Origin of the sequence: Enterococcus sp. DIV0724b (assembly GCF_050531475.1) — a bacterium.
GTDB classification, from domain to species: Bacteria; Bacillota; Bacilli; order Lactobacillales; family Enterococcaceae; genus Enterococcus_L; species Enterococcus_L haemoperoxidus.
In genome coordinates this window covers 2,772,783-2,792,421 of the sequence record NZ_CP172890.1, presented here as the reverse complement: position 1 = coordinate 2,792,421, position 19,639 = coordinate 2,772,783, and the positions used below count along the sequence as shown (strand labels likewise).

Genomic DNA, 19,639 nt, shown 5'->3' with positions numbered 1-19,639 from the left:
AATCGTCACGCTCCTCTTTTATAATAGGTCAGATGTACTTTCATTATTTAACTATGTTTGGCTCCAGATACTTGGTACACCGTCTCAAAAACCATAGCAACTCTTAAGTGTTTTGTCAAAATTTCGGTATTATAATTTGTTTAAATCATTTACTCGGGTTGTTGTTTTTTTGCTCCTCTGTTTTTGCAAACTCTTTACCCGCTTGATGGGCAAGTAGTTCGATCAAGGCAATAACTGGAATTTGTGTAGTGATATTGATATACGGATCAGTGTAAATAGATCGTTCGTCAGGCATGTAATAGGAGATATTGTAGTCAGCTAAACGGGCAATCGTTGAATGTTCATCATTGGTAATACTTAAAATTTTAGCACCAGACCGTTTAAAATCAGTCACCTGTTTGATAACTTCAGTGGTTTCACCAGAAACAGAGAGAATGATTGCTAACGTATTCTCAAACCCCCTTTGAGGAATTGGTGTAAATGGGTCACCGATACTGTAGGCGTTGATGCCCATATTAGCAAAGTAACGACTACCATAGGTTCCTAAAATGCCACTTGTTCCAATCCCTGAAAAAACAATATGGCGAGCAGAGGAAATTAAGGTGATCGCTGGTTTCAATGTTTCATAATAGGTTTGTTGATTAAGACGTTTTAAAAAAGAATCAACATGGATTGTGGCATCATAGTATTGTTCAAAGGAATGTTCTTGTTGTTGTTCTTCCTTTTTTATAGCATATTTCAATTCTGAAAAACCATCGAATCCCATTTTAGAACAAAAACGTAGAATCGTTGAAGTGGACACATGACAATTTGTAGAAAGTTGACGAATCGTTAACTTTGGAATATTGCTCATATGTTCTAAGACATAGTGATAAACAAGCATTTCCAGCTCATTTAACGACTGGACTTTTTCTAAATCGAACAAAAAGATCCCTCCTGCACAAAGATTGTGGTTCCTTCATTTTCTTTATAAGAAACAAAAAAAGTGTTCAACCTATATTGTACAGGAAACGTTGTTATTTCGCTTGTTATTACTATCTTTTATCAATAGAAACAAAACAGCTTAGTAGAACTAATGCTCCTAAGTATTTTCAGTAAGTTCTTTTCTTCTATGGAATCGTTGATAAAGTAAATACGCAATCAAGGAAAACAGCAACGGTCCAATCAATAATGTTAGACTTTGCAATAGATTTCCTTTGGAAAGAGGCTGATAGAGCTGGAAGCCAATCGCTAAAGCAATACTTATAATAACACTGCCACTAATAACTGTTGCACGGCTCGTTGATTGAATCAAAACGGATGTGGGATTGTCTGTTAATTGTTTTTTCTTAAACGATGGATAAGCAAGTGCCACTAATAAATAAGGAATAGCTCGTGAAATATTTGTCATCAACGTCAGTTGGTTATATAAAAAGACCACATACTGACTTCCAAGAATAATGCCTAAAATAAATAAACTGATCAGGCTGCCTTGAATCAACAAAGCATAAATCGGCATGTCATGTTTATTTTTGTGTTTCAAACGAGGATGCCAGTAATGCTTAGGTGTTCCTTCTACTAGTGTGCGAATCGGCAGATAAAAAATAGTCGATAATAAACTGATATAAGAAAGCAATAACGTCAAAGCCGTAAAACGAGTAAATAGTTGAGCTAGAATCTGAGAGTGAGTAGATGACAATGAAAGAGCGTGACCGCAAGCGTAACCCAAATGTTCCATTAATTCATACATTAAATTCCCTAAATGCACTGTATTATTGGCTTTTAAATTGTTTAAATCCGTTCCACCGCTCCATAAAAGAATGCCTAAAAAATAACAAATAACTACTAAAAAACTGCTGTAAATCAATAATTTAGGAAACTGCTTCTTTTGTTTTCCTGTTTTATCCACTAAGCTTGCAATCGTATCTAAACCACCAAATGCTGTAATGGCAAAAATCAGAAAAGATAATTGTCCGACCAAGGATTGTCCTGATTGTGAATCTGTTTGAATCCCATTGAAACTAGCGGTAAGATTAGGTAAAATGTCTGAACGATTAGTAATCCATAACAACAAATTTCCGCCGAGGCTTGCAACGATTAAAATAGTCATCATGATCCCGCTTAAATACAACGAGGAAGCAATTCCTTTGAATCCTTTACTAACAAAAAACAGCGTTATGATAACTGCAAAAATAGATAAAAGTCCAATTAAAACGGATGTTGAAAAATAAGGGATAGAACTGGTTTTTTTAGTAAAATCTTTACCAAAAAGTAAAATTGATGACGGAATCCAAATCTTCATAAACAAGCTGATCATCCAAATAAAATAACTGCAGTACCATAAAAAAGCGGCAATAAAAGCAATTTTTTCAGAGAGGTGACCGGCTAACCATTGATACAACCCGCCAATATGATTTTTATAAACGCCTGTAAATTCTGCTATAATGATAGCGTAGGGAATAAAATAGAACAAAGCTGCTCCAACAAAATATGGGAAAGCCTTGATGCCCATTAAGAAAAACGCTGTTGTCATACTAGAAAAAGAAAAAACAGTCATGGTAATAATCATAACCAAATGCTTGGGACTAAAAGTAGTGGTTGTTTTCATATAAAAATCCTTCTAAAATTAAGATGATGTTGGCTTAAGAATAAGAGAAGATTTAGAAGAAAACAAGCTTTTTGTCAAAAATTAGGGAATAGGAGTAGTCAAATGACGGATCAAATTCAGCAAAGAATCGATCAAATAAAAGAGGAACTTCAAGTCGATTTTGTTGCGTTAGCTCTATCCACAGTTAATGAGATGACAAAAGTACGAGTGATCCGCTGGAAGTACGTGGCTGGAAATACCAATCATTATTATCAGCGTATTCGTCTGCAAGTCGGTAAAGGAATTGGTGGAATAGTTTGGCGAACCGGTAGAGCGTACCAAGCAACAGATTTACAAAAGCAGCCGGAAAAATTAGTGGAACTACCAATCACACGGATGGAAAAATTGGAAAGTATTGCAGCCTTTCCTGCATTAGAGCAGGGGGAAGTAAAAGGTGTTCTTCTAGTTGGCTATCGAGAAAAAACGATTATTACAGAGGATTTTTTGACAGTTGCAAAAGACAAAACGGATGAACTGGTAGTTTATTTATAGGTGAAAAAATGGAAATGATTATAGTGAAAAAAGTATTTGAAAAAGCAAAAGATGCCTTGTTTTTGATTGAAGAAAACAAATGCATCCAGCAAAATAAAGCAGCAATTAAATTAGAAAATGATTACCTGTTTCCTTTAGAAAAAGTTCTGGAAATCGCTAGAGGAGAAGGTTGTATGCTTCATTCTACGATGGAAAAGTGTTTAGATTGTGAAGTGAGAGCCGATTGGGATCAAGCTGCGTTTCCTTTGATTTTGGGAGATTCCAAAGGTAGACAGGAGCAATTCAGTGGTAGTTATACAGTGATCGATCAGAAAAATGCCTTGTTGAGTATTCGTCGTCTAGCCGTTCAGGATCGTCTGCAGCAAGTGATTCAAAATAAACGCTTGATCGAATACGTCAATCAAGCACATGAAAATGAGCGCCGAGCACTTTCTCAAGAACTGCATGACGGATTAGCTCAAAGCATTTATAGTTTGATGTTGGAGACCAGACAGTTAAAATGGAGCGATCAATCAGACAACTTAGCAACTAAATTACAAAAAATCGACGAGGATTTTGTCGCGTTGCTTGGTGAGGTGAAACAACTTGCTATTGATTTACGGCCGACAGCTTTAGATGATTTAGGCTTGATTCCAGCAATCGAAACCTTATTACATCGCTTGACAGAAACAACTGGGGTAGCGATTCATTTTATTCCGATGATCGAAAATAAACGTTTTCCTGATAGTGTGGAAACGATCACTTATCGTGTGTTGCAAGAAAGTGTGATGAATAGTGTTAAGCATGCTTCTGTGGATGAATTGTGGGTAACATTGAGTGAACAAGCAGCTCATTTGATACTGACTGTTCGGGATCATGGAAAAGGCTTTGATCTTCAAAAGGTGAATGAATATAGTCAGGGATTAGGTCTTTTAAATATGCAGGAAAGAGCAGAATCAATCGGTGGTCATTTAATCGTTCATTCGGAAAAATCAGAAGGAACAACAGTGACATTACGGTTGCCTATTCAATGGGAGGAAGTCAAATGAACATCATAATAGCAGATGATCATGCAGTAGTCAGAAGTGGTCTTCGTTTATTACTGGAAAGCCAACAGGATATCACCGTTGTAGGGGATGCGGCAGATGGCACCGAGGCTTTTTTACTCCTTGAAAAATATCCAGTAGATGTTGTCTTGATGGACATGCGGATGCCGCCAGGAGAAAATGGTTTGCAAACAACACGTCGTATCAAAGAGCATTTTGCCGATGTAAAGACGATTATTTTAAGTATGCATGATGAAGAAGAATATGTTCGCACAGCATTAGAATACGGCGCAAAAGGTTACATTCTTAAAAGTTCACAGGATATTGTCTTATTAGAAGCAATCAAGCAAGTAGCTGCTGGAAACATTGCAATCGACCCCTTATTTGGTCCACATAATAAAGATTATTGGCTAAAAAAAGTTGATAAAGAGGAAAAGGATGAAAAATACAAACGCCTATCAAAAAGAGAACGTGAAGTTTTACCGCTCGTTTCTCTAGGATATAGTAATAAAGAAATCGCGGAACGCTTATTTATTTCAGTTAAAACAGTGGAAGTCCATAAATCCCATGTAATGAAAAAATTAGAATTTGAAACGTTTAGCGAATTACTGCAATATAGTATGAAACATCAATTAATCGACTTATGAGGTGAGAAAAAATGATCGGAATTCTTTATGTCTTTCATGGCAGTCAGAAAGCTGAAAAAAATCAAGCAGCAATGGATTTTATTAATCAATTAAAAACAAAACTCGATCCAACGATCTACCAAGCAACAGCTTTTTTAGAAAATCATTCTGATACAATCCCGAAGGTTGCCGAAGAAATGATCAAAAACAATGTGACGCAAATAATTGTTGTTCCTGTATTATTATTTGCAGCGAAACATGCTTTAGTTGATATCCCGAATGAACTTGAACCTGTTAAAAGGACACATCCAACAGTCAAATTTATTCAAACAGAAACGTTTGGTAGCAAAAAAGGCAGCCGTCAAGTATTGTTGGAACGATTCCAAGAAGTAGCGTCGTCGTATCCAGATGAGCAACTAGTGGGAATGTTAGTCGCTCATGGAACCAAGCAAACGGATGAACCACAACAAGTATTAACTGAGATTGCAGCCGAAATCCAACAACAAGTCGGTTTTTCCATTATCCCAACAAGTTTGAAAGGGCAGGAAGACTACTTAGAAGATATCAAAAAACAAGTATCAACGGATCAAAAAATAGTGATTGTTCCTTTCTTTTTATTCGATGGACATTTGATTACGATCATGAAAAATAAACTTAACGAAGCATTTCCCAAAACGGATTTTATCATGACAAGAACACTGGAATTTGACCCGCGGATTTTAACCGATTTACAAGGAATTGTGAAAGAGGCTATGACATGTATCCAGTAATGCTTGATTTAACGGGGAAGAAAATCGTGATCATCGGCGGTGGCCGAATCGCATTACGAAAAACCATCGCGATTTTAAGCGCTAAAGGACAGGTGACGCTTGTTGCACCAACTTTTTTAGAGGAATTCAATGAATTAGAAAATATAAAGCGGATTAAAGCAACCTATATGGCTGAGTATATCAAAGAAGCCCATCTAATTTTTGCTTGCACTGATTCCAAAGCCATCAATCAGGAAATCGTCGACGATGCATCTGAATCTCAATGGGTCAATGACTGTAGTCAGAAAGAGAACAGTGATTTTTATAATATGAGTACGATCGAATCTCAAGATTATTTGATAGCGTTGTCTTCTTATGGAAAAGACCCGGCAGCCCTAAAAAAGAAGAAAGAGCAATTCAAACTGTTGTTAGAAGAATAAAAAATAAACTATAGATTATCAAGTTCTGTCCCTTTTTATACAGTTCGTCATTTTGAGCTTAGCAATCACTCAAGCATTATTAATTATTCACTTTCCCAGTAGACCTCGAACTGCAGTTGAACAAAATAGCCTGATTTGCCGAATAATCCTTTTTAACAATTTAACAATACCAAACTATTCGTTTGCCATTAGAAATAAGATAGCTCTCTTTTTTACCAAATAATTGATAGGAATGTTTCCAACTGTAAATTAAATCATTTGATGGGAGTCCGTATTTTTTAGCTAATGCACGTCCGCCCAGAGTACCTTCAAGGTACTCTTTTACTATCTTTAATTTAAATTCTACTTCATAATAGTTCATAAAAAATAACCCCCAAAAATTGTATTTTTCACGTACAACTTTCGGGGGTCACATCATTATGTCCCAGGCCTATTTCAATTACAACTAAATAATGACATAGACAGTTAATTCAAAAAATTTCCTTGAATAATTCTCCAACTATTTTTATCTTTTTCTAAAATCCAATAATAATCTTTATAGATTGATAATGGAGAGAGTGCACCTGAAAATAATTTAGTTCTAATATCAGAACTTAGAACAATTAAATCTTTTTTATAGTCATCAGAATAGTCTTTAAGAACTCTGTCGGAGATCTCTTGATCAAAAATTAAAGTTACAGGTCTACCTACAGTCAAAAACTCTTTATAATTATTTTCCACTACAGCTACAGCATCTTCTATTTCTTCTTTTGAATATTCACTTGATTCTCCTATATTCTTATCTATTGAATAAAAACAAGACGTTAAATATAAAAGTGGAAGTAATAGCAGTATCCATTTTGCACGATTCATAGACATTTTCCTTAATTTCAATATTTTGTCGAATCATTTAATAAATAATTTAAATGGCTCTAATAATATAAACATAATTATCGTTTAAGCTCAAAGATATACTATTCCAATTCCAATTAGTTCTGTTTGTACTATGTTGACTAATATAAATGTTTCCGTTCAGTTTATCCGTTACTACAGCATTATGCCAAGATCTACCAGTTTTTTTATTTGCATAATTCAAAATATCTCCAAGCTGGGCATTTTTATTCACATCATTTCTATTTGAATATCTTCGTACACTACGCCCTTTTACTTGCCAGTATTGTCTAAACGCATCTGCATTTATCCACGCAGCAGAATCTTTTAATCCTTGGCTAGTTCTTTTACTTGACCAGTCAATATAAACTGGATATCCTGTTATTCCATCTTTCGCTCCGCCAGCTCTAAGTGCTTGTGAAGCAAAATTTGTACAATCTCCACCTCTGCCATCATAATTATTGTATGCTGGATTTGGTCGCGTTCCAAAAGTTCTTGCATAATTAGAGACATGGTTATTTGACCAGAGTCCACGAGGTGAAATTCTTGGAACACTATTTTTTTGCTCAGAAGCTGTTTGTGCAGACTCTAAGTTTTCTTCATCAACAATTTCTTTAACATCAGCTAATGTCATATCAGACGACTCTTCAATCGTTGAGATTTTCCCATCTTCTTCAGGAAGTGTTTCTAAATATATATATTCAGCTGCATAAGCTAGTATATTATCATATTCGTCTAATTTAGTTAGCTCTTGATCACTTGAACTAGTTAATTGATCATATAGATAGTCAGAAAGCTCTTTGGAATGAAGTGAGTAGTCTAATCCTTGCTCTTTTAAATAGGCCATTAAAACATTTTCAATTTCACCAAGTGTCATATCCATACCAGAATTAACTTCACTAACAGCCTCATCCGCATAAACTACGCTTGCTCCAAACCCGATTGAACAACAAATTACTAACCCTAAAATAAATTTTTTCATACAATAACCTTCCTTCTGTGTATTATCAGTACAATTTGTACTATAAATAATAATAAATGGTTTGAAAGAACATTGCAATCTATTTTTTATTTTTAGTATCATTTAATTTTCCTGAAATTAATTTAAACTTATGCTAAGTTGATATGTTGGTGGTGATTTTTATAATATGAGTACGATCGAATCTCAGGATTATTTGATAGCGTTATCTTCTTATGGAAAACAGCCACAAAGAAATTAAGAGACTGGTTGATCGATGTTCTTGAAAAAAGATGAACAGTTTTTATAGGTACTAGGCTACTTTGCTTATTTTAGCGAAGTGGCTTTTTTTGTTGACATTGTTCTTTAGTGCAATGTTAAGATGCAGTTAGATCAATAAAAAAAGGAGTTGAGAGGATGTACAAAATGAAGGATGTAACCAGCGAAATGACTATTCCACTTTCGACGATCAGATATTATGAACGTCAAGGAATTGTTATAGGAAAACGGCAAGAAAATGGCTATCGAATTTTTGATGAAGCAGATAAAATTTTATTAGAGTACTTAATCGTTATGAAGCACGTAGGTTTTTCCATAGAAGAAATGAAAGAATTATTAAATTTTTTGAAGTTTCCAGAAAACGATGAATGCAGTGAACGCTCTGAACAGCTTTTGACTAAAAAAGAAGCTGAAATCAAACAAAAGATCAAACATGAAAAAATGGTTTTAACATTGATCAAAGAATTGAAACCTAAGATCATTGCAAAAGAATATGAACAGTATGAACCAGAAATCAACAAAAAAATCAGCGATATTTATCAAGAAATCAAGCAGTCGAAGTTAGGAGAGAAGTGATGAAAACAACCATTATTTATGCTCATCCATGGGAAGGTAGTTTTAATCATGCCATTTTGAGCAATTTAATAACACGTTTAAAAAACGAGCAAAAAGAATATCAATTAATTGATTTAAATAAAGACCAGTTTAATCCTGTTTTTTCGGAAAAAGATCTCGCCTTATTTTCCAAAGGGGACACAACAGATCCTCTTGTTAAACAGTATCAAAAAATGCTGGGAGAAACGAGCGAGCTATACATTATTGCTCCGACATGGTGGTATGAATTTCCTGCAATCATCAAAGGTTTTTTCGACAAAGTGATGTTGAAAAATAGTGCGTATGATGACTCAGGACTAAGTTTAAAAGGGTTGTTTACTAATATAAAAGAAACGACGATACTCAATACAGGAACAGCGCCCAAGTGGTATCTAACAGTTGTAAAAGGAAATTATGTTAAGTCTGTTTTTATTAAAGGAACACTGAAAGATGTTGGGATTAAAAATGTGAAATGGAAATACATCGATGTAAAGACTGCATCAAAAAACAAAAGAGAACAATTTCTAGCCAATGTTTAAACATTGATCATAGTAAAAATAGCAATCAATTGTCTTAACTAAGAGGAGGAATTTACTTAGTTTAGGACAGTTGATTTTTTTGTTGGAAAAGCAGCATAGCCATCAATTCAAAAAGTATTGGTAAAATAGCCAAGTTATTAGGTAATTCCCTAATAGCCACCATCTGTCATTCTTGCTATTCTAAAAAAGACAAAGCATCGACTAAATTGCTCAAAAAATCACAAAGGAGTGTTTACATAAAATGAAAGAAAAGCTTGTCTTAATTGGAAATGGAATGGCTGGCGTTCGTACGATTGAAGAAATCTTAGATCGTGATCCCGAACGTTATCAAATCACGATCATCGGAGAAGAAAAATACCCAAATTACAACCGGATCATGCTCAGTAATGTTTTACAAAAGAAGATGTCTGTTTCAGAAATCATTACGAATCCAATTGAATGGTATGAAGAAAATCAAATTAAACTAATCAATCATGATCCAGCAGTCAAAATGGATACAGACAATAAAAAAATCATTACACAATCTGGTAAAGAAATTTTCTATGATAAATGCATTCTTGCCACAGGATCTAGAGCGTTTATCTTACCAATTAAAGGCGCTCAACTACCTGGTGTTGTCGGTTTTAGAACAATTGATGACACAGAAAATATGCTTGAAGCCTCTCAAAAATACCAAAAAGCCGTGGTAATTGGTGGCGGATTGCTTGGGCTAGAAGCGGCCAAAGGATTGTTAGATCAAGGTATGGATGTAACAGTTGTTCATTTAGAAAAATGGCTGATGGAAACTCAATTAGATGAAAAAGCAGGCAAAATGCTGCAAGCCGATTTAGAAAAACAAGGATTAAAATTTCTAATGGAAAAAGCGACACAAAAAATCCTCGGCGAGACTCGTGTTACTGGTTTAGCTTTTAGTGACGGAACTACAATTGAAACGGATATGGTCGTAATGTCGATCGGGATTCGCTCAGAAACAACACTAGCAAGAACAACAACGATCGAAGTGAACCGTGGAATCGTTGTGGATGACTTTATGAAAACAAATGTTCCAGACGTTTTTGCTGTAGGGGAATGTGCGGAGCATAACGGCAATGTGTATGGGTTAGTTGCGCCCTTATTTGAACAAGGAAAAGTCTTAGCGGATGTGTTGACAGGTAAAGAGGCGAAACCCTATCAAGGAAGTACCACCTTTACTTCGTTAAAAGTATCTGGCTGTGATTTGTATTCTGCTGGAAACATCAAAGAAGCAGAAGGCATCAATAGTATCGAAGCTTTTGATGGCATCAATTATACGTATAAAAAGATTTTTGTGAGAGAAAATCAAGTGGTCGGTGTTGTTCTTTATGGCGATACAAGTGAAGGAAATCGTTATTATAATATTTTGAAGAAAAATGAAAGTATTGAAGAATATACGCCTGTCTCTTTACTGCATATGGTTGGTGAAGAAGCGAGTGCTGACGTTAGTGAATGGCCGGATGATGAAGTGATCTGCGGTTGTAACGGCATCGATAAAGGAACTATCATGACTGCCATCAATGAAAAAGAGCTAACCTCTGTTGCAGATGTAACAAAACATACTAAAGCAGGCGGTTCTTGTGGAAAATGTAAATCAGTGATCGGAGATGTTTTGGCTTATGCATTAGGTGGGGAAGTAGTGTCTGCACCAACAGGAATTTGTGGTTGTACGGATTTAACCAGAGATCAAATCGTCACACAAATCTATGCGAAAAAATTGACCTCATCAGATGAAGTTTACCGAGAATTGAATTTTACCAATCCAGAAGGGTGTCCTAAGTGTCGACCAGCTGTCAATTTCTATTTAAACGTGGCTTGGCCTAAAGAACATGCGGATGAAAAAGAATCACGTTATGTCAATGAACGTTTATATGCGAATATTCAAAATGACGGTACATTTTCAGTGATTCCAAGAATGCGTGGCGGGAAAACAAATCCACAACAATTGTTACTAATTGCCAAAGTTGCTGAAAAATACGATGTACCGATGGTTAAAGTTACAGGTAGTCAAAGAATTGGGCTATACGGAGTAAAAAAAGAAGACTTGCCAAAAATCTGGGAAGAATTAGACATGAAATCAGCAGGTGCATACGCAAAAGCTGTTCGCTCTGTTAAAACGTGTGTCGGTGCGAACTTCTGTCGTTTTGGTACCCAAGATTCAATGGGGCTTGGGATTAAGTTGGAACAGCGTTATGAATTTATCGATACACCGCACAAATTTAAAATGGGTGTTTCTGCTTGCCCGAGAAGCTGTGTAGAAAGTGGTGTGAAAGATTTTGGCATCATCGGAGTGGATAATGGATTTCAAATTTATGTTGGCGGTAATGGCGGAACGGAAGTCAAAGAAGCTGTACTGTTAACAACGGTTGAAACAGAACAAGAAGTGATCGATATTTGTGGGGCAATGCTTCAATATTACCGCGAAACAGGTATTTATGCTGAACGAACTGCACCATGGATTGAACGTATGGGATTTGATGTTGTGAAGGAAGTCTTATTAGATCCCGAAAAACGTCAAGAGCTGTTGTCTGCTTTAGATGAGGCTGTCATAGGACGTCGTGGAAATCCTTGGGACGAAGTTGTAGAGGATAACAATACACGCCAAGAATTATACACAGTAGGGAGAGTATAACATGGAAAAAATTTTAGTTGGTCAATTAGCTGAGCTAGCTCCTAGAATGGGGAAAGAAATTATTGTTGGAGAACAAAAAATTGCTGTTTTTCGTTTAAGCGATGATCGTGTCAAAGCGATTGAAAATATTTGTCCACATAAACAAGGTCCATTAGCTGAAGGAACAGTTTCTGGTGAATATGTTTTTTGTCCTCTTCATGACTATAAAATCAATTTAAATGATGGGCAAGTTCAAGAACCAGATGAAGGTTGTGTCCGTGCATATGAAACGATTGTCGAAAATGACCTCGTTTATGTCATGGTGTAGTTTATGGGAAACGTTTATTTTGTCGGTGCTGGTTCGGGCGACCCTGAACTATTGACGCTTAAAGGAAAAAGAGTGCTGGAATCAGCGGATGTGATTATTTATGATCGCCTAGTTCATCCAGTGTTGTTATATTTAGCGAAGGATTCAGCACGTTTTATTTACAGTGGAAAGTACCCAAAAAATCATGTGTTGAAACAAAAAAACATTAATCAATTATTGTTAGAAGAAGGGCGTAAAAATCAGATTGTAGTCAGATTAAAAGGTGGAGATCCTGGTATTTTTGGTCGAGTAGGGGAAGAAATCTCCATACTTCAAAGCGAAGGAATCGGCTACGAGATTATTCCCGGGGTTACCGCTGCGTCCGTTGCTAGTAGCTATAGCGGTATTCCCTTAACTCATCGGGCGTACAGTAGTAAAGTGACGTTAGCAACTGCTCATCGTCAAGCTGGCGAAATAATTGATTTTAAAGATCTGACAGATAACGGTACGATGTGTTTATATATGGGCGTTGAAAAAGTGCAGAGTACGCAGAAGAAACTTTTAGAGCAAGATGTTTCGCCACAATTACCGGTGGCAATCGTGGAGTGGGGTAGTTTAGGTCGTCAGCGTACAGTCGCTGCAACGGTTCAAACGCTAGTCAAAGCAATCGAAGAACATCAAATTCAAAACCCTTCTCTGATCATTTTAGGAGATGTTGTTTCTTGTCGAAACGGTGCAGATTGGTTTGAACAATTACCGTTATTTGGACACAAAATATTGTTGATCGATACAGAAAAAATCGATTTTGAAATAATCATTTCTTACACACAAAAAGGTGCGGATGTATACGCGATTCAAGTCGGTAAAAATCGTGATCAGCGTTTTGATGAAGTGCATCAGCAGTATTTAAAGGATCACTATTTTGATGAGATAATCTACTTGAATGAAGAATTAACAACAATGTATAAAAAGCAGTGGGATATTTTAAATAAAAAATTTGTTTAGGTGATTTTATGGGTTAGATTCTCGGGAAAAAGATAAAAATTAAATGTGCCAAAGAACGTCATAGTTAATTTTTGCTATTTTTCAGTTGAGACTTATCAAACCCACTGAGCTTTTAAGTAAAGGAGATAAATCTATGAGTTCACTTCAACCACCAGAAATAGTCGATGTGACAATTGACAAAGGGGTTCAGAAAGCGCGCGCTAGCTTTTTGACGTTAGCGGTATTAGGATTTTTAGCAGGTGTTTTTATTGCTGTTGCAGGTATTGCGATGATTCGGGCGATGGGGACAATGCCTAAAGAGTGGGGATCACTTGTTAATGTGATCGGTGCAGCTGTTTTTCCATTTGGATTGATATGTTTATTGCTTGCCGGAGGAGAATTGGTCACAGGGAATATGATGGTTGTTTCGATGGCGTTGTTTGCTAGAAAAATTACTGGAAAAGAATGGTTTCGCAATATTATGATCGTGACGATCTTCAACTTGATTGGTTCTTTATTTGTTGCTTATTTCTTTGGATATTTGAGTGGGGCGTTGCAAGGAGATTTTGCTGAACGGGCGATTCAGGTGTCCCTTGGTCGAACCAAAGATACTTTTTTACAAGGGTTTCTTTCAGGTATTGCCTGTAATTTCTTGGTCAGTACAGCAGTTTATTTAAACTTTGCAGCGAAAGATTTTATTGGTAAGATCGTTGGGATTTTCTTGCCGATCATGGGCTTTGTGATTTGTGGGTTCCAACACGTAGTTGCTAATATGTTTTTGATTCCGATGGGGATTCTTTTAGGAGGCAATACGTGGTCAGCTTTTGGTCAAAATATGGTTAGTGTATATCTAGGCAATATTATTGGCGGCGGCTTTTTTGTAGCTGGGCTTTATTTCTTAGCGTATAAAGTTGGTACAGGGCAGTTGTCAAAAAAATAAAATTCAGTATGATTAGAAGATAAGTAAAGAAAAAAGGAAGTAAGTTGAATGAAAACTGTTCGTGTCGGTACCAGAAATAGTCCTTTAGCGATGAAACAAACAAAGATCGTATTAGATTTATTAAAAGAAGTTCAGGGAGAGTTTCCAGTAGAGATTATCCCAATGACGACTAAAGGAGATCAAATGCTTTCAGTCAGTTTGTCCAAAATCGGAGGAAAGGGATTATTTATCAATGAAGTAGAGCAGGCTTTATTGAAAGGCACGATCGATTTTGCAGTCCATAGTTTAAAAGATATGCCAGCAAAAGTCGCAGACGGATTGACATTAGCCGCGATTCCAGAGAGAACGGATCCTGCTGATTGTTTGATTTTTAGAGAAGTGAGTTCACTAGACGAGTTGCCAAAAGGTGCGAGAATCGGAACAAGTAGCTTGCGTCGTGAATTTCACATGAAGAATTTGCGAGCAGATCTTCAAGTCGAATCAATTCGCGGAAATGTCGGCACTCGTTTAAAACGGATGGAAGAACAGGGATTAGATGGTATCGTTCTAGCTGTTGCTGGTTTAAAACGATTGAATTGGTTTGATGTGCCTACTCATCCCTATGTCGTTTTGACAAGCGAGCAATGCATTCCAGCGGTAGGACAAGGTGCGTTAGCTGTAGAATGTCGTAGTCAAGATCAAGAAATGAATGACTTTTTAAGCCCGATTGATGATTTGTTAACAAGAAAATTAGTTATGGAAGAACGAGCTTTTTTAGCAATGCTGAATGGTAATTGTGATATTCCGATTGGTGCCTATGCTGTTCAAGAACAAAATGGTTATCGTTTTTCAGGTTTTTTAGGGGATAAAAAGCTACAGCAGTCATTTACTAAAACTACTGTTGTTCAAGAATTATCAGGTGTTGGAGCGCAAATAGCAGCAGAATTATTAGATGAAATGAATCAGGGATCATTATGAAAAAAATTCTTCTAACACGTCTGCCAGAAGATAATTGCGAGGATTGTTTATATTTTCAAAAAAGAGGATTTGAGACGGTCGAAATCCCTTTGCTTACCTTAAAAAAAAGAGCAGTAGAACATTCATTTGAATCATTGGTAAAGCAAAGTGAATGGGTCTTTTTAACAAGTCAACATGCTGCGGCATTCTTTTTTCAGCAACTAAGAAAAACAGAGTTTGAAACGAAAAAATTCGCTGTTATTGGTGAGAAGACTGCTCAAATTCTTTTAGCAAATAATGTAGTTGTAACGTTTCAAGCGCCTTATCCAACAAAAAAACACTTATTTGAAGCTTTTGCAGCCTGTTATTTAGAACCGACAACGATTCTTTATCCAAAAAGTAATTTAGCAGATAACGCTGGTGAAGCTGGATTAGTAGCAAAGGGACATCAATTGTTTTCACCAATCCTTTACGACAATTATTTTCCAAAAAAAAATCAACAGTTACTAAAGGAATCTTTGTTGACCCAAAAAATAACGGCTGTTTACCTAGCAAGTCCGTCTTTATGGCATCGATTTTTAGCTGTTTATAGAAAAACTGATTTAAAAGAAATGCCTAAATTATACTGTCTAGGGCAAACCACAAGACAGGCGATTATAAAAGATGGTTTCACCGCAACGTTAAGAAATGAAGCATAGTTGAATGAGGTTGGGACCAAAGTGTTTAACTCAGAGAACCAAGTAGGTATTGTGCAACATCAGTTCATTATATTCACTGTGTTTTACAAGAATTTTAGCCTCTTTCCACTAGGCTTTTTTTTATTGGACAAACTAGTTGACGAAAGTTATAAAACAGGTACAATGAATAGTTCGAAGGCTATACCTATTTTAAACTAGATGGAGGTTTATTATGAGCAGAGAAGTAATTTTATACATTGCGGCAAGTGTTGATGGGTATATTGCGGAAACAGATGGCAGCATTGACTTTTTAGGCGGCGGAATTGAATTAGTGGAAGAAGATACTAGCTATCAAGAATTGATGGGGAAAATCGATACAGTAGTGATGGGGCGAACAACCTATGATCAAGTAGTCAATGAATTATCCCCAGATCAATATCCTTATGAAGAGCAAATGTCGTATATCATTACGAGTCATCCAGATGAAAATACTGAAAAATTGATTTTTACAAGTAAAGGACCTGCAGAATTGATTCAAGAATTAAAAGAACAAGACGGAGAAGCAATTTGGGTTGTGGGTGGCGCAAGTATTATTGCTCCATTAACGGAAGCAAAGCTGATCGATACGTATATCCTTACAACGATACCGACGATTTTAGGGAAAGGGATTCGTTTGTTTAATGAATTCAATGGACCAGTGAATTTAAAAGTTGAACAAGTCTACGTGAAAAATGACATGGTCTATACAAGCTATTCCAATCGAAACCAGTAGAAATTCCTATAAACGATACTAAGTTTAAGAACAACAGCCGTAAAACAGTAGCTTAATATGAACCAACCGAGCGTGGGACAAACACTCATGAGGGCTACCGCCCTCACCAAACAGAATGAAAATAAAGTGATCGACCTACAGGCTATTTCCTGTCATACTAGAGATGACAGAAGTGGCTTGTAGGTCGATCGCTTATTGAGGTTCTTCTCCAAGTAACCTTGAGGGACAAACTAGATCATTCTACTTATTTGTACCAATCATTAGGTCATAGAACCTGCGTATAAAAATAAATTTGTTTCTATAAGTAGAATAGCCTCTTCTGTACTTTTTTTCAAGGAGGAATGTTGAAAATGGAAGATGTACTTCGTTCTTGTTGTGCTGGATTAGACATCCATCAAAAAGTAATTGTTGCGTGTATTATTCGTTCTGCTGAAGGAAAAAAACGCCCAGAAAAATTCTTTGGTAGTTTTGATACGACAACTCGTGGTCTTTTTGACTTATCTGATTGGTTGACTTCTTACGAAGTCACACACATAAGCATGGAAAGCACGGGTGTTTATTGGAAATGTGTCTGGCGAATTTTACAAAATCATTTTGATTTACAGTTGGCGAATCCTCGCCACATCAAAAATATTCCAGGAAAAAAAACGGATATGAAAGATGCGGAATGGATTGCTCGTCTCACTCGATTAGGAGTCGTTCCTACAAGTTTTGTTCCACCAGAACCTATTCAGGAATTGAGAGACTTAACACGTTATCGCAAGCACTTAGTAGAAGATTTGAATCGAGAAAAAAATCGGGGGCACATGGTCCTGCAGAATGCTGGAATCAAATTAACCTCAGTGATTAAAGATATCTATGGAAAATCTGGCAGAGCCTTACTCTATGCCTTAATTGAAAATAAACCAATCACAGAGTCACTCATTCTCGAGTGTGTGTACACTACCTTACGCAGAAAAGTGCCTCAATTGCTTGAATCCCTAGAAGGATTTATGACACCTCATTATCGTAAAATGTTAGCTCTTCATCTCACTCAAATTGAGTGCTTAGAAAAACAACTAGTAGAAGTCGAAGAAACAATCAACGACTATCTCGTTCCTTATGAAGAATACGTAGAACGTTTGGAGGAAATCCCAGGAATCAATCGAAGAACAGCGGCAGTTGTACTCGCAGAAGTGGGGATAGATATGTCTGTTTTCCCGACATCTGGACATTTGGCTTCATGGGCAGGAGCGAGTCCAGGAAACAATCAAAGTGCTGGAAAGAATCGAAGTAAACGGGTAGGAAAAGGAAATTCTTATCTAAAGAAGGTCTTAGCGCAAGGAGCACTAGCGGTTTCCCAAGGGAAACCCAATCGAATCCAAGCATTTTTCTTTCGGGTAAGAAGAAATGCTGGACATAAAAAATCGGTTGTTGCGACCGTTCATTTATTAATACGTATCATTTATCGGATGTTTTCCGATCAGTCCCGCTATAATGAACTTGGAGGAAGTTATTTACAAAATAGAAAGAACACTCTAACAAATAACTGTTGAAGCGTTCTAGACCAATTTTAGCTAACTACGGTTTCAGTAGGAGGTAGCTTTTTTTTGTTTTTTTACAGTATTAGTTTTCGTATAAAAACGAAAGATCAGTTTTGTTTCACGCTCTAAATCCGAATAAATGGCGAGAAAAGAACAGATAAAATCTTCCCTTTGACAAGTTGGAAAAAAAGAGCTATTATTAATCTATCAGTTGACTACACATGTAGTTCTTGGAGCTATGTAAAGAAATCAATAAAAAGGAGACTTTTTATGTCAGATAATAAAAAAGCATTAAATATCACTGATGCAGAATGGGAAGTCATGCGTGTTGCCTGGGCCACTAAAGAAACAACTAGTAAAGAAGTGACGGATATTCTTAATGAAAAAACTGAATGGAAGAGCACCACTGTGAAAACGTTACTGAGTCGTTTAGTTGATAAGGGTATGTTAGGAACAACGCGTAATGGTAACAAGTTTACCTATTTTCCTTTAGTAGAAGAACGAAAAAGTATTGAGGCACTTTCTAAGGAGATGTTGACCAAAGTGTGCAGCAAAAAAGTTGGCAGTGTTCTTGAATCGATAATTCATGATAGTATATTGAGCTTTGAGGATATCGATGAGTTAGAAATACTATTGAAAGAAAAACGAAAGTCAGCTGTAAAAGAAGTCCCCTGCAACTGTGTACCTGGACAATGTCAGTGTCACTTAGTTAGTTAAAGCAATACCAATAAAAAATTACAAGGAGTGTTTACCAATGGAAAAAACAGTAACGATCAACGGAATGAAATGTGATGGTTGTGTGAATATCGTTAAAGAAAATTTCGAAAAAATTTCAGGTGTTCAATCTGCAAGTGTTGATTTAGAGAAAAAATCAGCTTCAGTAACAAGTGATAGAGAAATCTCAAATGATGAATTACAAAATTCATTGTCAGAAACAAAATTTACTGTTGCATAAAAAACTATACAAAAAAAGGGCCTTCTCTGAAAATATTTCAGATGAGGGCTCTTTTTTGTACAGTAAAAAAATTTGGCAAAATCAGTTGCTTAATTTTTATCTTGACGATAAACCATCAAATAATTCATAAGCATAACACCGTTGCGGTATTTAACCTTTTGTTCTACTAATTCAAATCCAAGAGATTCAAAAAATGGTTTAGCTGTGATGGAAGAGTATACAGTAAGTTCTTTTGCTCCAGCTTTTAATGCATGATCCATTAAATCTGTAGCCAGCATTTTTCCTATGCCATAACCGATCCATTTTTTATCTACATACAATAGATCAAGTTCACCGGTATCCGTAATATTGCCAAACCCAATAACTTCCATTCGATTCAAAGCGACCATACTATAGCTTGACGAAAGTCTAGCATGCCATTTTTCATAATCAGGTTTTAGTTGAACCCATTGATCGATTTGTTGTTGTGTATAGTCTTTTTTATTGATTGCTTGAACAGTTCCGTTAAATATAGCAAGTATGTTTTCTAAATCAGATTTTTGATATTTTCTCAAACTGAATACAGTCATTATTCCTTCACTCCTATTCATTATGATTAGTTTAATCACATAATAGGAATATGTCAAAGTATAATTGACAGAATATAGTCTTTTTTAGAAAAAATATTCCTCTCTAGTCAAATCCACTAAATTTGTGAGGGGGGTTCTAGAGGATCAAGCAACTT

The 19,639-nt window shown here is 36.1% G+C and carries 23 protein-coding genes; 17 read left to right on the top strand and 6 right to left on the bottom strand.

Annotated features, from left to right (window positions below):
• Nucleotides 1–145 precede the first annotated feature (145 nt).
• Nucleotides 146–925, bottom strand: a complete 780-nt coding sequence (locus IGJ02_RS12955; protein WP_430602263.1) for a MurR/RpiR family transcriptional regulator — start codon at nucleotides 923–925, stop codon at nucleotides 146–148.
• A 156-nt stretch (nucleotides 926–1,081) separates the two neighbouring features.
• On the bottom strand, nucleotides 1,082–2,587 hold the full coding sequence (locus IGJ02_RS12950; RefSeq protein WP_430602261.1) for an amino acid permease: 1,506 nt from the start codon (nucleotides 2,585–2,587) through the stop codon (nucleotides 1,082–1,084).
• A 102-nt stretch (nucleotides 2,588–2,689) separates the two neighbouring features.
• On the opposite strand from IGJ02_RS12950, the gene IGJ02_RS12945 reads away from it, so the two are divergent.
• From IGJ02_RS12945 to IGJ02_RS12925, 5 genes are read left to right on the top strand one after another with little or no spacing between them, the layout of a single operon-like run.
• Nucleotides 2,690–3,118 (top strand): GAF domain-containing protein, encoded by a 429-nt coding sequence (locus IGJ02_RS12945; protein WP_010762768.1) that lies wholly within the window; start codon nucleotides 2,690–2,692, stop codon nucleotides 3,116–3,118.
• Between the two features lie 14 nt (nucleotides 3,119–3,132).
• A complete protein-coding gene (locus tag IGJ02_RS12940; RefSeq protein ID WP_430602260.1) occupies nucleotides 3,133–4,146 on the top strand; it encodes a sensor histidine kinase in 1,014 nt (337 codons plus the stop codon).
• Nucleotides 4,143–4,790 (top strand): response regulator transcription factor, encoded by a 648-nt coding sequence (locus IGJ02_RS12935; RefSeq protein WP_010762770.1) that lies wholly within the window; start codon nucleotides 4,143–4,145, stop codon nucleotides 4,788–4,790. The genes IGJ02_RS12940 and IGJ02_RS12935 overlap by 4 nt, the downstream gene beginning before the upstream one ends.
• 11 nt (nucleotides 4,791–4,801) lie before the next feature.
• On the top strand, nucleotides 4,802–5,539 hold the full coding sequence (locus tag IGJ02_RS12930) for a sirohydrochlorin chelatase (RefSeq protein ID WP_430602259.1): 738 nt from the start codon (nucleotides 4,802–4,804) through the stop codon (nucleotides 5,537–5,539).
• The gene (locus IGJ02_RS12925) at nucleotides 5,527–5,958 is read left to right on the top strand and encodes a precorrin-2 dehydrogenase/sirohydrochlorin ferrochelatase family protein (RefSeq protein WP_430602258.1); all 432 of its coding nucleotides are present in this window, start codon (nucleotides 5,527–5,529) and stop codon (nucleotides 5,956–5,958) included. The genes IGJ02_RS12930 and IGJ02_RS12925 overlap by 13 nt, the downstream gene beginning before the upstream one ends.
• Nucleotides 5,959–6,118: 160 nt before the next feature.
• On the opposite strand, the gene IGJ02_RS12920 is transcribed toward IGJ02_RS12925, so the two are convergent.
• The 3 genes from IGJ02_RS12920 to IGJ02_RS12910 form a co-directional block, all read right to left on the bottom strand.
• A complete protein-coding gene (locus IGJ02_RS12920; RefSeq protein ID WP_430602257.1) occupies nucleotides 6,119–6,319 on the bottom strand; it encodes a transposase in 201 nt (66 codons plus the stop codon).
• A gap of 104 nt (nucleotides 6,320–6,423) precedes the next feature.
• The gene (locus IGJ02_RS12915; RefSeq protein WP_430602256.1) at nucleotides 6,424–6,810 is read right to left on the bottom strand and encodes a hypothetical protein; all 387 of its coding nucleotides are present in this window, start codon (nucleotides 6,808–6,810) and stop codon (nucleotides 6,424–6,426) included.
• 49 nt (nucleotides 6,811–6,859) lie between these two features.
• On the bottom strand, nucleotides 6,860–7,810 hold the full coding sequence (locus tag IGJ02_RS12910; protein WP_430602254.1) for an amidase domain-containing protein: 951 nt from the start codon (nucleotides 7,808–7,810) through the stop codon (nucleotides 6,860–6,862).
• A 393-nt stretch (nucleotides 7,811–8,203) separates the two neighbouring features.
• On the opposite strand from IGJ02_RS12910, the gene IGJ02_RS12905 reads away from it, so the two are divergent.
• The 12 genes from IGJ02_RS12905 to IGJ02_RS12850 all read left to right on the top strand — a co-directional run bounded on the left by IGJ02_RS12905 (nucleotide 8,204) and on the right by IGJ02_RS12850 (nucleotide 18,915).
• Complete coding sequence (locus IGJ02_RS12905; protein ID WP_010762773.1) at nucleotides 8,204–8,641, top strand: MerR family transcriptional regulator; 438 nt, start codon at nucleotides 8,204–8,206, stop codon at nucleotides 8,639–8,641.
• Nucleotides 8,641–9,198 (top strand): NAD(P)H-dependent oxidoreductase, encoded by a 558-nt coding sequence (locus IGJ02_RS12900; protein ID WP_010762774.1) that lies wholly within the window; start codon nucleotides 8,641–8,643, stop codon nucleotides 9,196–9,198. Before IGJ02_RS12905 ends, IGJ02_RS12900 begins: the two co-directional genes overlap by 1 nt.
• 241 nt (nucleotides 9,199–9,439) lie before the next feature.
• Nucleotides 9,440–11,842, top strand: a complete 2,403-nt coding sequence (gene nirB, locus IGJ02_RS12895; protein WP_430602252.1) for a nitrite reductase large subunit NirB — start codon at nucleotides 9,440–9,442, stop codon at nucleotides 11,840–11,842.
• A gap of 1 nt (nucleotide 11,843) precedes the next feature.
• Nucleotides 11,844–12,149 carry a nitrite reductase small subunit NirD gene (nirD, locus tag IGJ02_RS12890; RefSeq protein ID WP_430602251.1) on the top strand — a complete coding sequence of 102 codons (306 nt, stop codon included), beginning with the start codon at nucleotides 11,844–11,846 and terminating at the stop codon, nucleotides 12,147–12,149.
• Nucleotides 12,150–12,152: 3 nt separating this feature from the next.
• Entirely contained in the window at nucleotides 12,153–13,133 is a 981-nt protein-coding gene (cobA, locus tag IGJ02_RS12885; protein ID WP_430602250.1) for a uroporphyrinogen-III C-methyltransferase, read from the top strand.
• A gap of 133 nt (nucleotides 13,134–13,266) precedes the next feature.
• Nucleotides 13,267–14,052 carry a formate/nitrite transporter family protein gene (locus IGJ02_RS12880; protein ID WP_010762778.1) on the top strand — a complete coding sequence of 262 codons (786 nt, stop codon included), beginning with the start codon at nucleotides 13,267–13,269 and terminating at the stop codon, nucleotides 14,050–14,052.
• A 48-nt stretch (nucleotides 14,053–14,100) separates the two neighbouring features.
• On the top strand, nucleotides 14,101–15,009 hold the full coding sequence (gene hemC, locus IGJ02_RS12875) for a hydroxymethylbilane synthase (protein ID WP_430602249.1): 909 nt from the start codon (nucleotides 14,101–14,103) through the stop codon (nucleotides 15,007–15,009).
• Nucleotides 15,006–15,686 carry a uroporphyrinogen-III synthase gene (locus IGJ02_RS12870; protein WP_430602247.1) on the top strand — a complete coding sequence of 227 codons (681 nt, stop codon included), beginning with the start codon at nucleotides 15,006–15,008 and terminating at the stop codon, nucleotides 15,684–15,686. Before hemC ends, IGJ02_RS12870 begins: the two co-directional genes overlap by 4 nt.
• 211 nt (nucleotides 15,687–15,897) lie before the next feature.
• On the top strand, nucleotides 15,898–16,437 hold the full coding sequence (locus IGJ02_RS12865; RefSeq protein ID WP_430602246.1) for a dihydrofolate reductase family protein: 540 nt from the start codon (nucleotides 15,898–15,900) through the stop codon (nucleotides 16,435–16,437).
• Between the two features lie 350 nt (nucleotides 16,438–16,787).
• Nucleotides 16,788–17,972 carry an IS110 family transposase gene (locus IGJ02_RS12860; protein ID WP_430601783.1) on the top strand — a complete coding sequence of 395 codons (1,185 nt, stop codon included), beginning with the start codon at nucleotides 16,788–16,790 and terminating at the stop codon, nucleotides 17,970–17,972.
• A 258-nt stretch (nucleotides 17,973–18,230) separates the two neighbouring features.
• On the top strand, nucleotides 18,231–18,677 hold the full coding sequence (locus IGJ02_RS12855; protein WP_430602245.1) for a CopY/TcrY family copper transport repressor: 447 nt from the start codon (nucleotides 18,231–18,233) through the stop codon (nucleotides 18,675–18,677).
• A 37-nt stretch (nucleotides 18,678–18,714) separates the two neighbouring features.
• Nucleotides 18,715–18,915 carry a heavy-metal-associated domain-containing protein gene (locus IGJ02_RS12850; protein WP_010762783.1) on the top strand — a complete coding sequence of 67 codons (201 nt, stop codon included), beginning with the start codon at nucleotides 18,715–18,717 and terminating at the stop codon, nucleotides 18,913–18,915.
• Nucleotides 18,916–19,004: 89 nt separating this feature from the next.
• Here the strand turns inward: IGJ02_RS12850 and IGJ02_RS12845 are convergent, their stop codons facing one another.
• Nucleotides 19,005–19,484 (bottom strand): GNAT family N-acetyltransferase, encoded by a 480-nt coding sequence (locus IGJ02_RS12845; protein WP_010762784.1) that lies wholly within the window; start codon nucleotides 19,482–19,484, stop codon nucleotides 19,005–19,007.
• Nucleotides 19,485–19,639: the final 155 nt, after the last annotated feature.

Coding starts and splice junctions, on each gene's coding strand:
- IGJ02_RS12870 (WP_430602247.1), top strand. CDS start 15,006: ATGAAAAAAATTCTTCTAACACGTCTGCCAGAAGATAATTGCGAGGAT.
- IGJ02_RS12945 (WP_010762768.1), top strand. CDS start 2,690: ATGACGGATCAAATTCAGCAAAGAATCGATCAAATAAAAGAGGAACTT.
- IGJ02_RS12845 (WP_010762784.1), bottom strand. CDS start 19,484: ATGACTGTATTCAGTTTGAGAAAATATCAAAAATCTGATTTAGAAAAC.
- IGJ02_RS12850 (WP_010762783.1), top strand. CDS start 18,715: ATGGAAAAAACAGTAACGATCAACGGAATGAAATGTGATGGTTGTGTG.
- IGJ02_RS12865 (WP_430602246.1), top strand. CDS start 15,898: ATGAGCAGAGAAGTAATTTTATACATTGCGGCAAGTGTTGATGGGTAT.
- IGJ02_RS12905 (WP_010762773.1), top strand. CDS start 8,204: ATGTACAAAATGAAGGATGTAACCAGCGAAATGACTATTCCACTTTCG.
- IGJ02_RS12930 (WP_430602259.1), top strand. CDS start 4,802: ATGATCGGAATTCTTTATGTCTTTCATGGCAGTCAGAAAGCTGAAAAA.
- IGJ02_RS12910 (WP_430602254.1), bottom strand. CDS start 7,810: ATGAAAAAATTTATTTTAGGGTTAGTAATTTGTTGTTCAATCGGGTTT.
- IGJ02_RS12855 (WP_430602245.1), top strand. CDS start 18,231: ATGTCAGATAATAAAAAAGCATTAAATATCACTGATGCAGAATGGGAA.
- IGJ02_RS12860 (WP_430601783.1), top strand. CDS start 16,788: ATGGAAGATGTACTTCGTTCTTGTTGTGCTGGATTAGACATCCATCAA.
- IGJ02_RS12950 (WP_430602261.1), bottom strand. CDS start 2,587: ATGAAAACAACCACTACTTTTAGTCCCAAGCATTTGGTTATGATTATT.
- IGJ02_RS12940 (WP_430602260.1), top strand. CDS start 3,133: ATGATTATAGTGAAAAAAGTATTTGAAAAAGCAAAAGATGCCTTGTTT.
- IGJ02_RS12925 (WP_430602258.1), top strand. CDS start 5,527: ATGTATCCAGTAATGCTTGATTTAACGGGGAAGAAAATCGTGATCATC.
- nirD (WP_430602251.1), top strand. CDS start 11,844: ATGGAAAAAATTTTAGTTGGTCAATTAGCTGAGCTAGCTCCTAGAATG.
- IGJ02_RS12915 (WP_430602256.1), bottom strand. CDS start 6,810: ATGAATCGTGCAAAATGGATACTGCTATTACTTCCACTTTTATATTTA.
- cobA (WP_430602250.1), top strand. CDS start 12,153: ATGGGAAACGTTTATTTTGTCGGTGCTGGTTCGGGCGACCCTGAACTA.
- hemC (WP_430602249.1), top strand. CDS start 14,101: ATGAAAACTGTTCGTGTCGGTACCAGAAATAGTCCTTTAGCGATGAAA.
- IGJ02_RS12935 (WP_010762770.1), top strand. CDS start 4,143: ATGAACATCATAATAGCAGATGATCATGCAGTAGTCAGAAGTGGTCTT.
- nirB (WP_430602252.1), top strand. CDS start 9,440: ATGAAAGAAAAGCTTGTCTTAATTGGAAATGGAATGGCTGGCGTTCGT.
- IGJ02_RS12920 (WP_430602257.1), bottom strand. CDS start 6,319: ATGAACTATTATGAAGTAGAATTTAAATTAAAGATAGTAAAAGAGTAC.
- IGJ02_RS12880 (WP_010762778.1), top strand. CDS start 13,267: ATGAGTTCACTTCAACCACCAGAAATAGTCGATGTGACAATTGACAAA.
- IGJ02_RS12900 (WP_010762774.1), top strand. CDS start 8,641: ATGAAAACAACCATTATTTATGCTCATCCATGGGAAGGTAGTTTTAAT.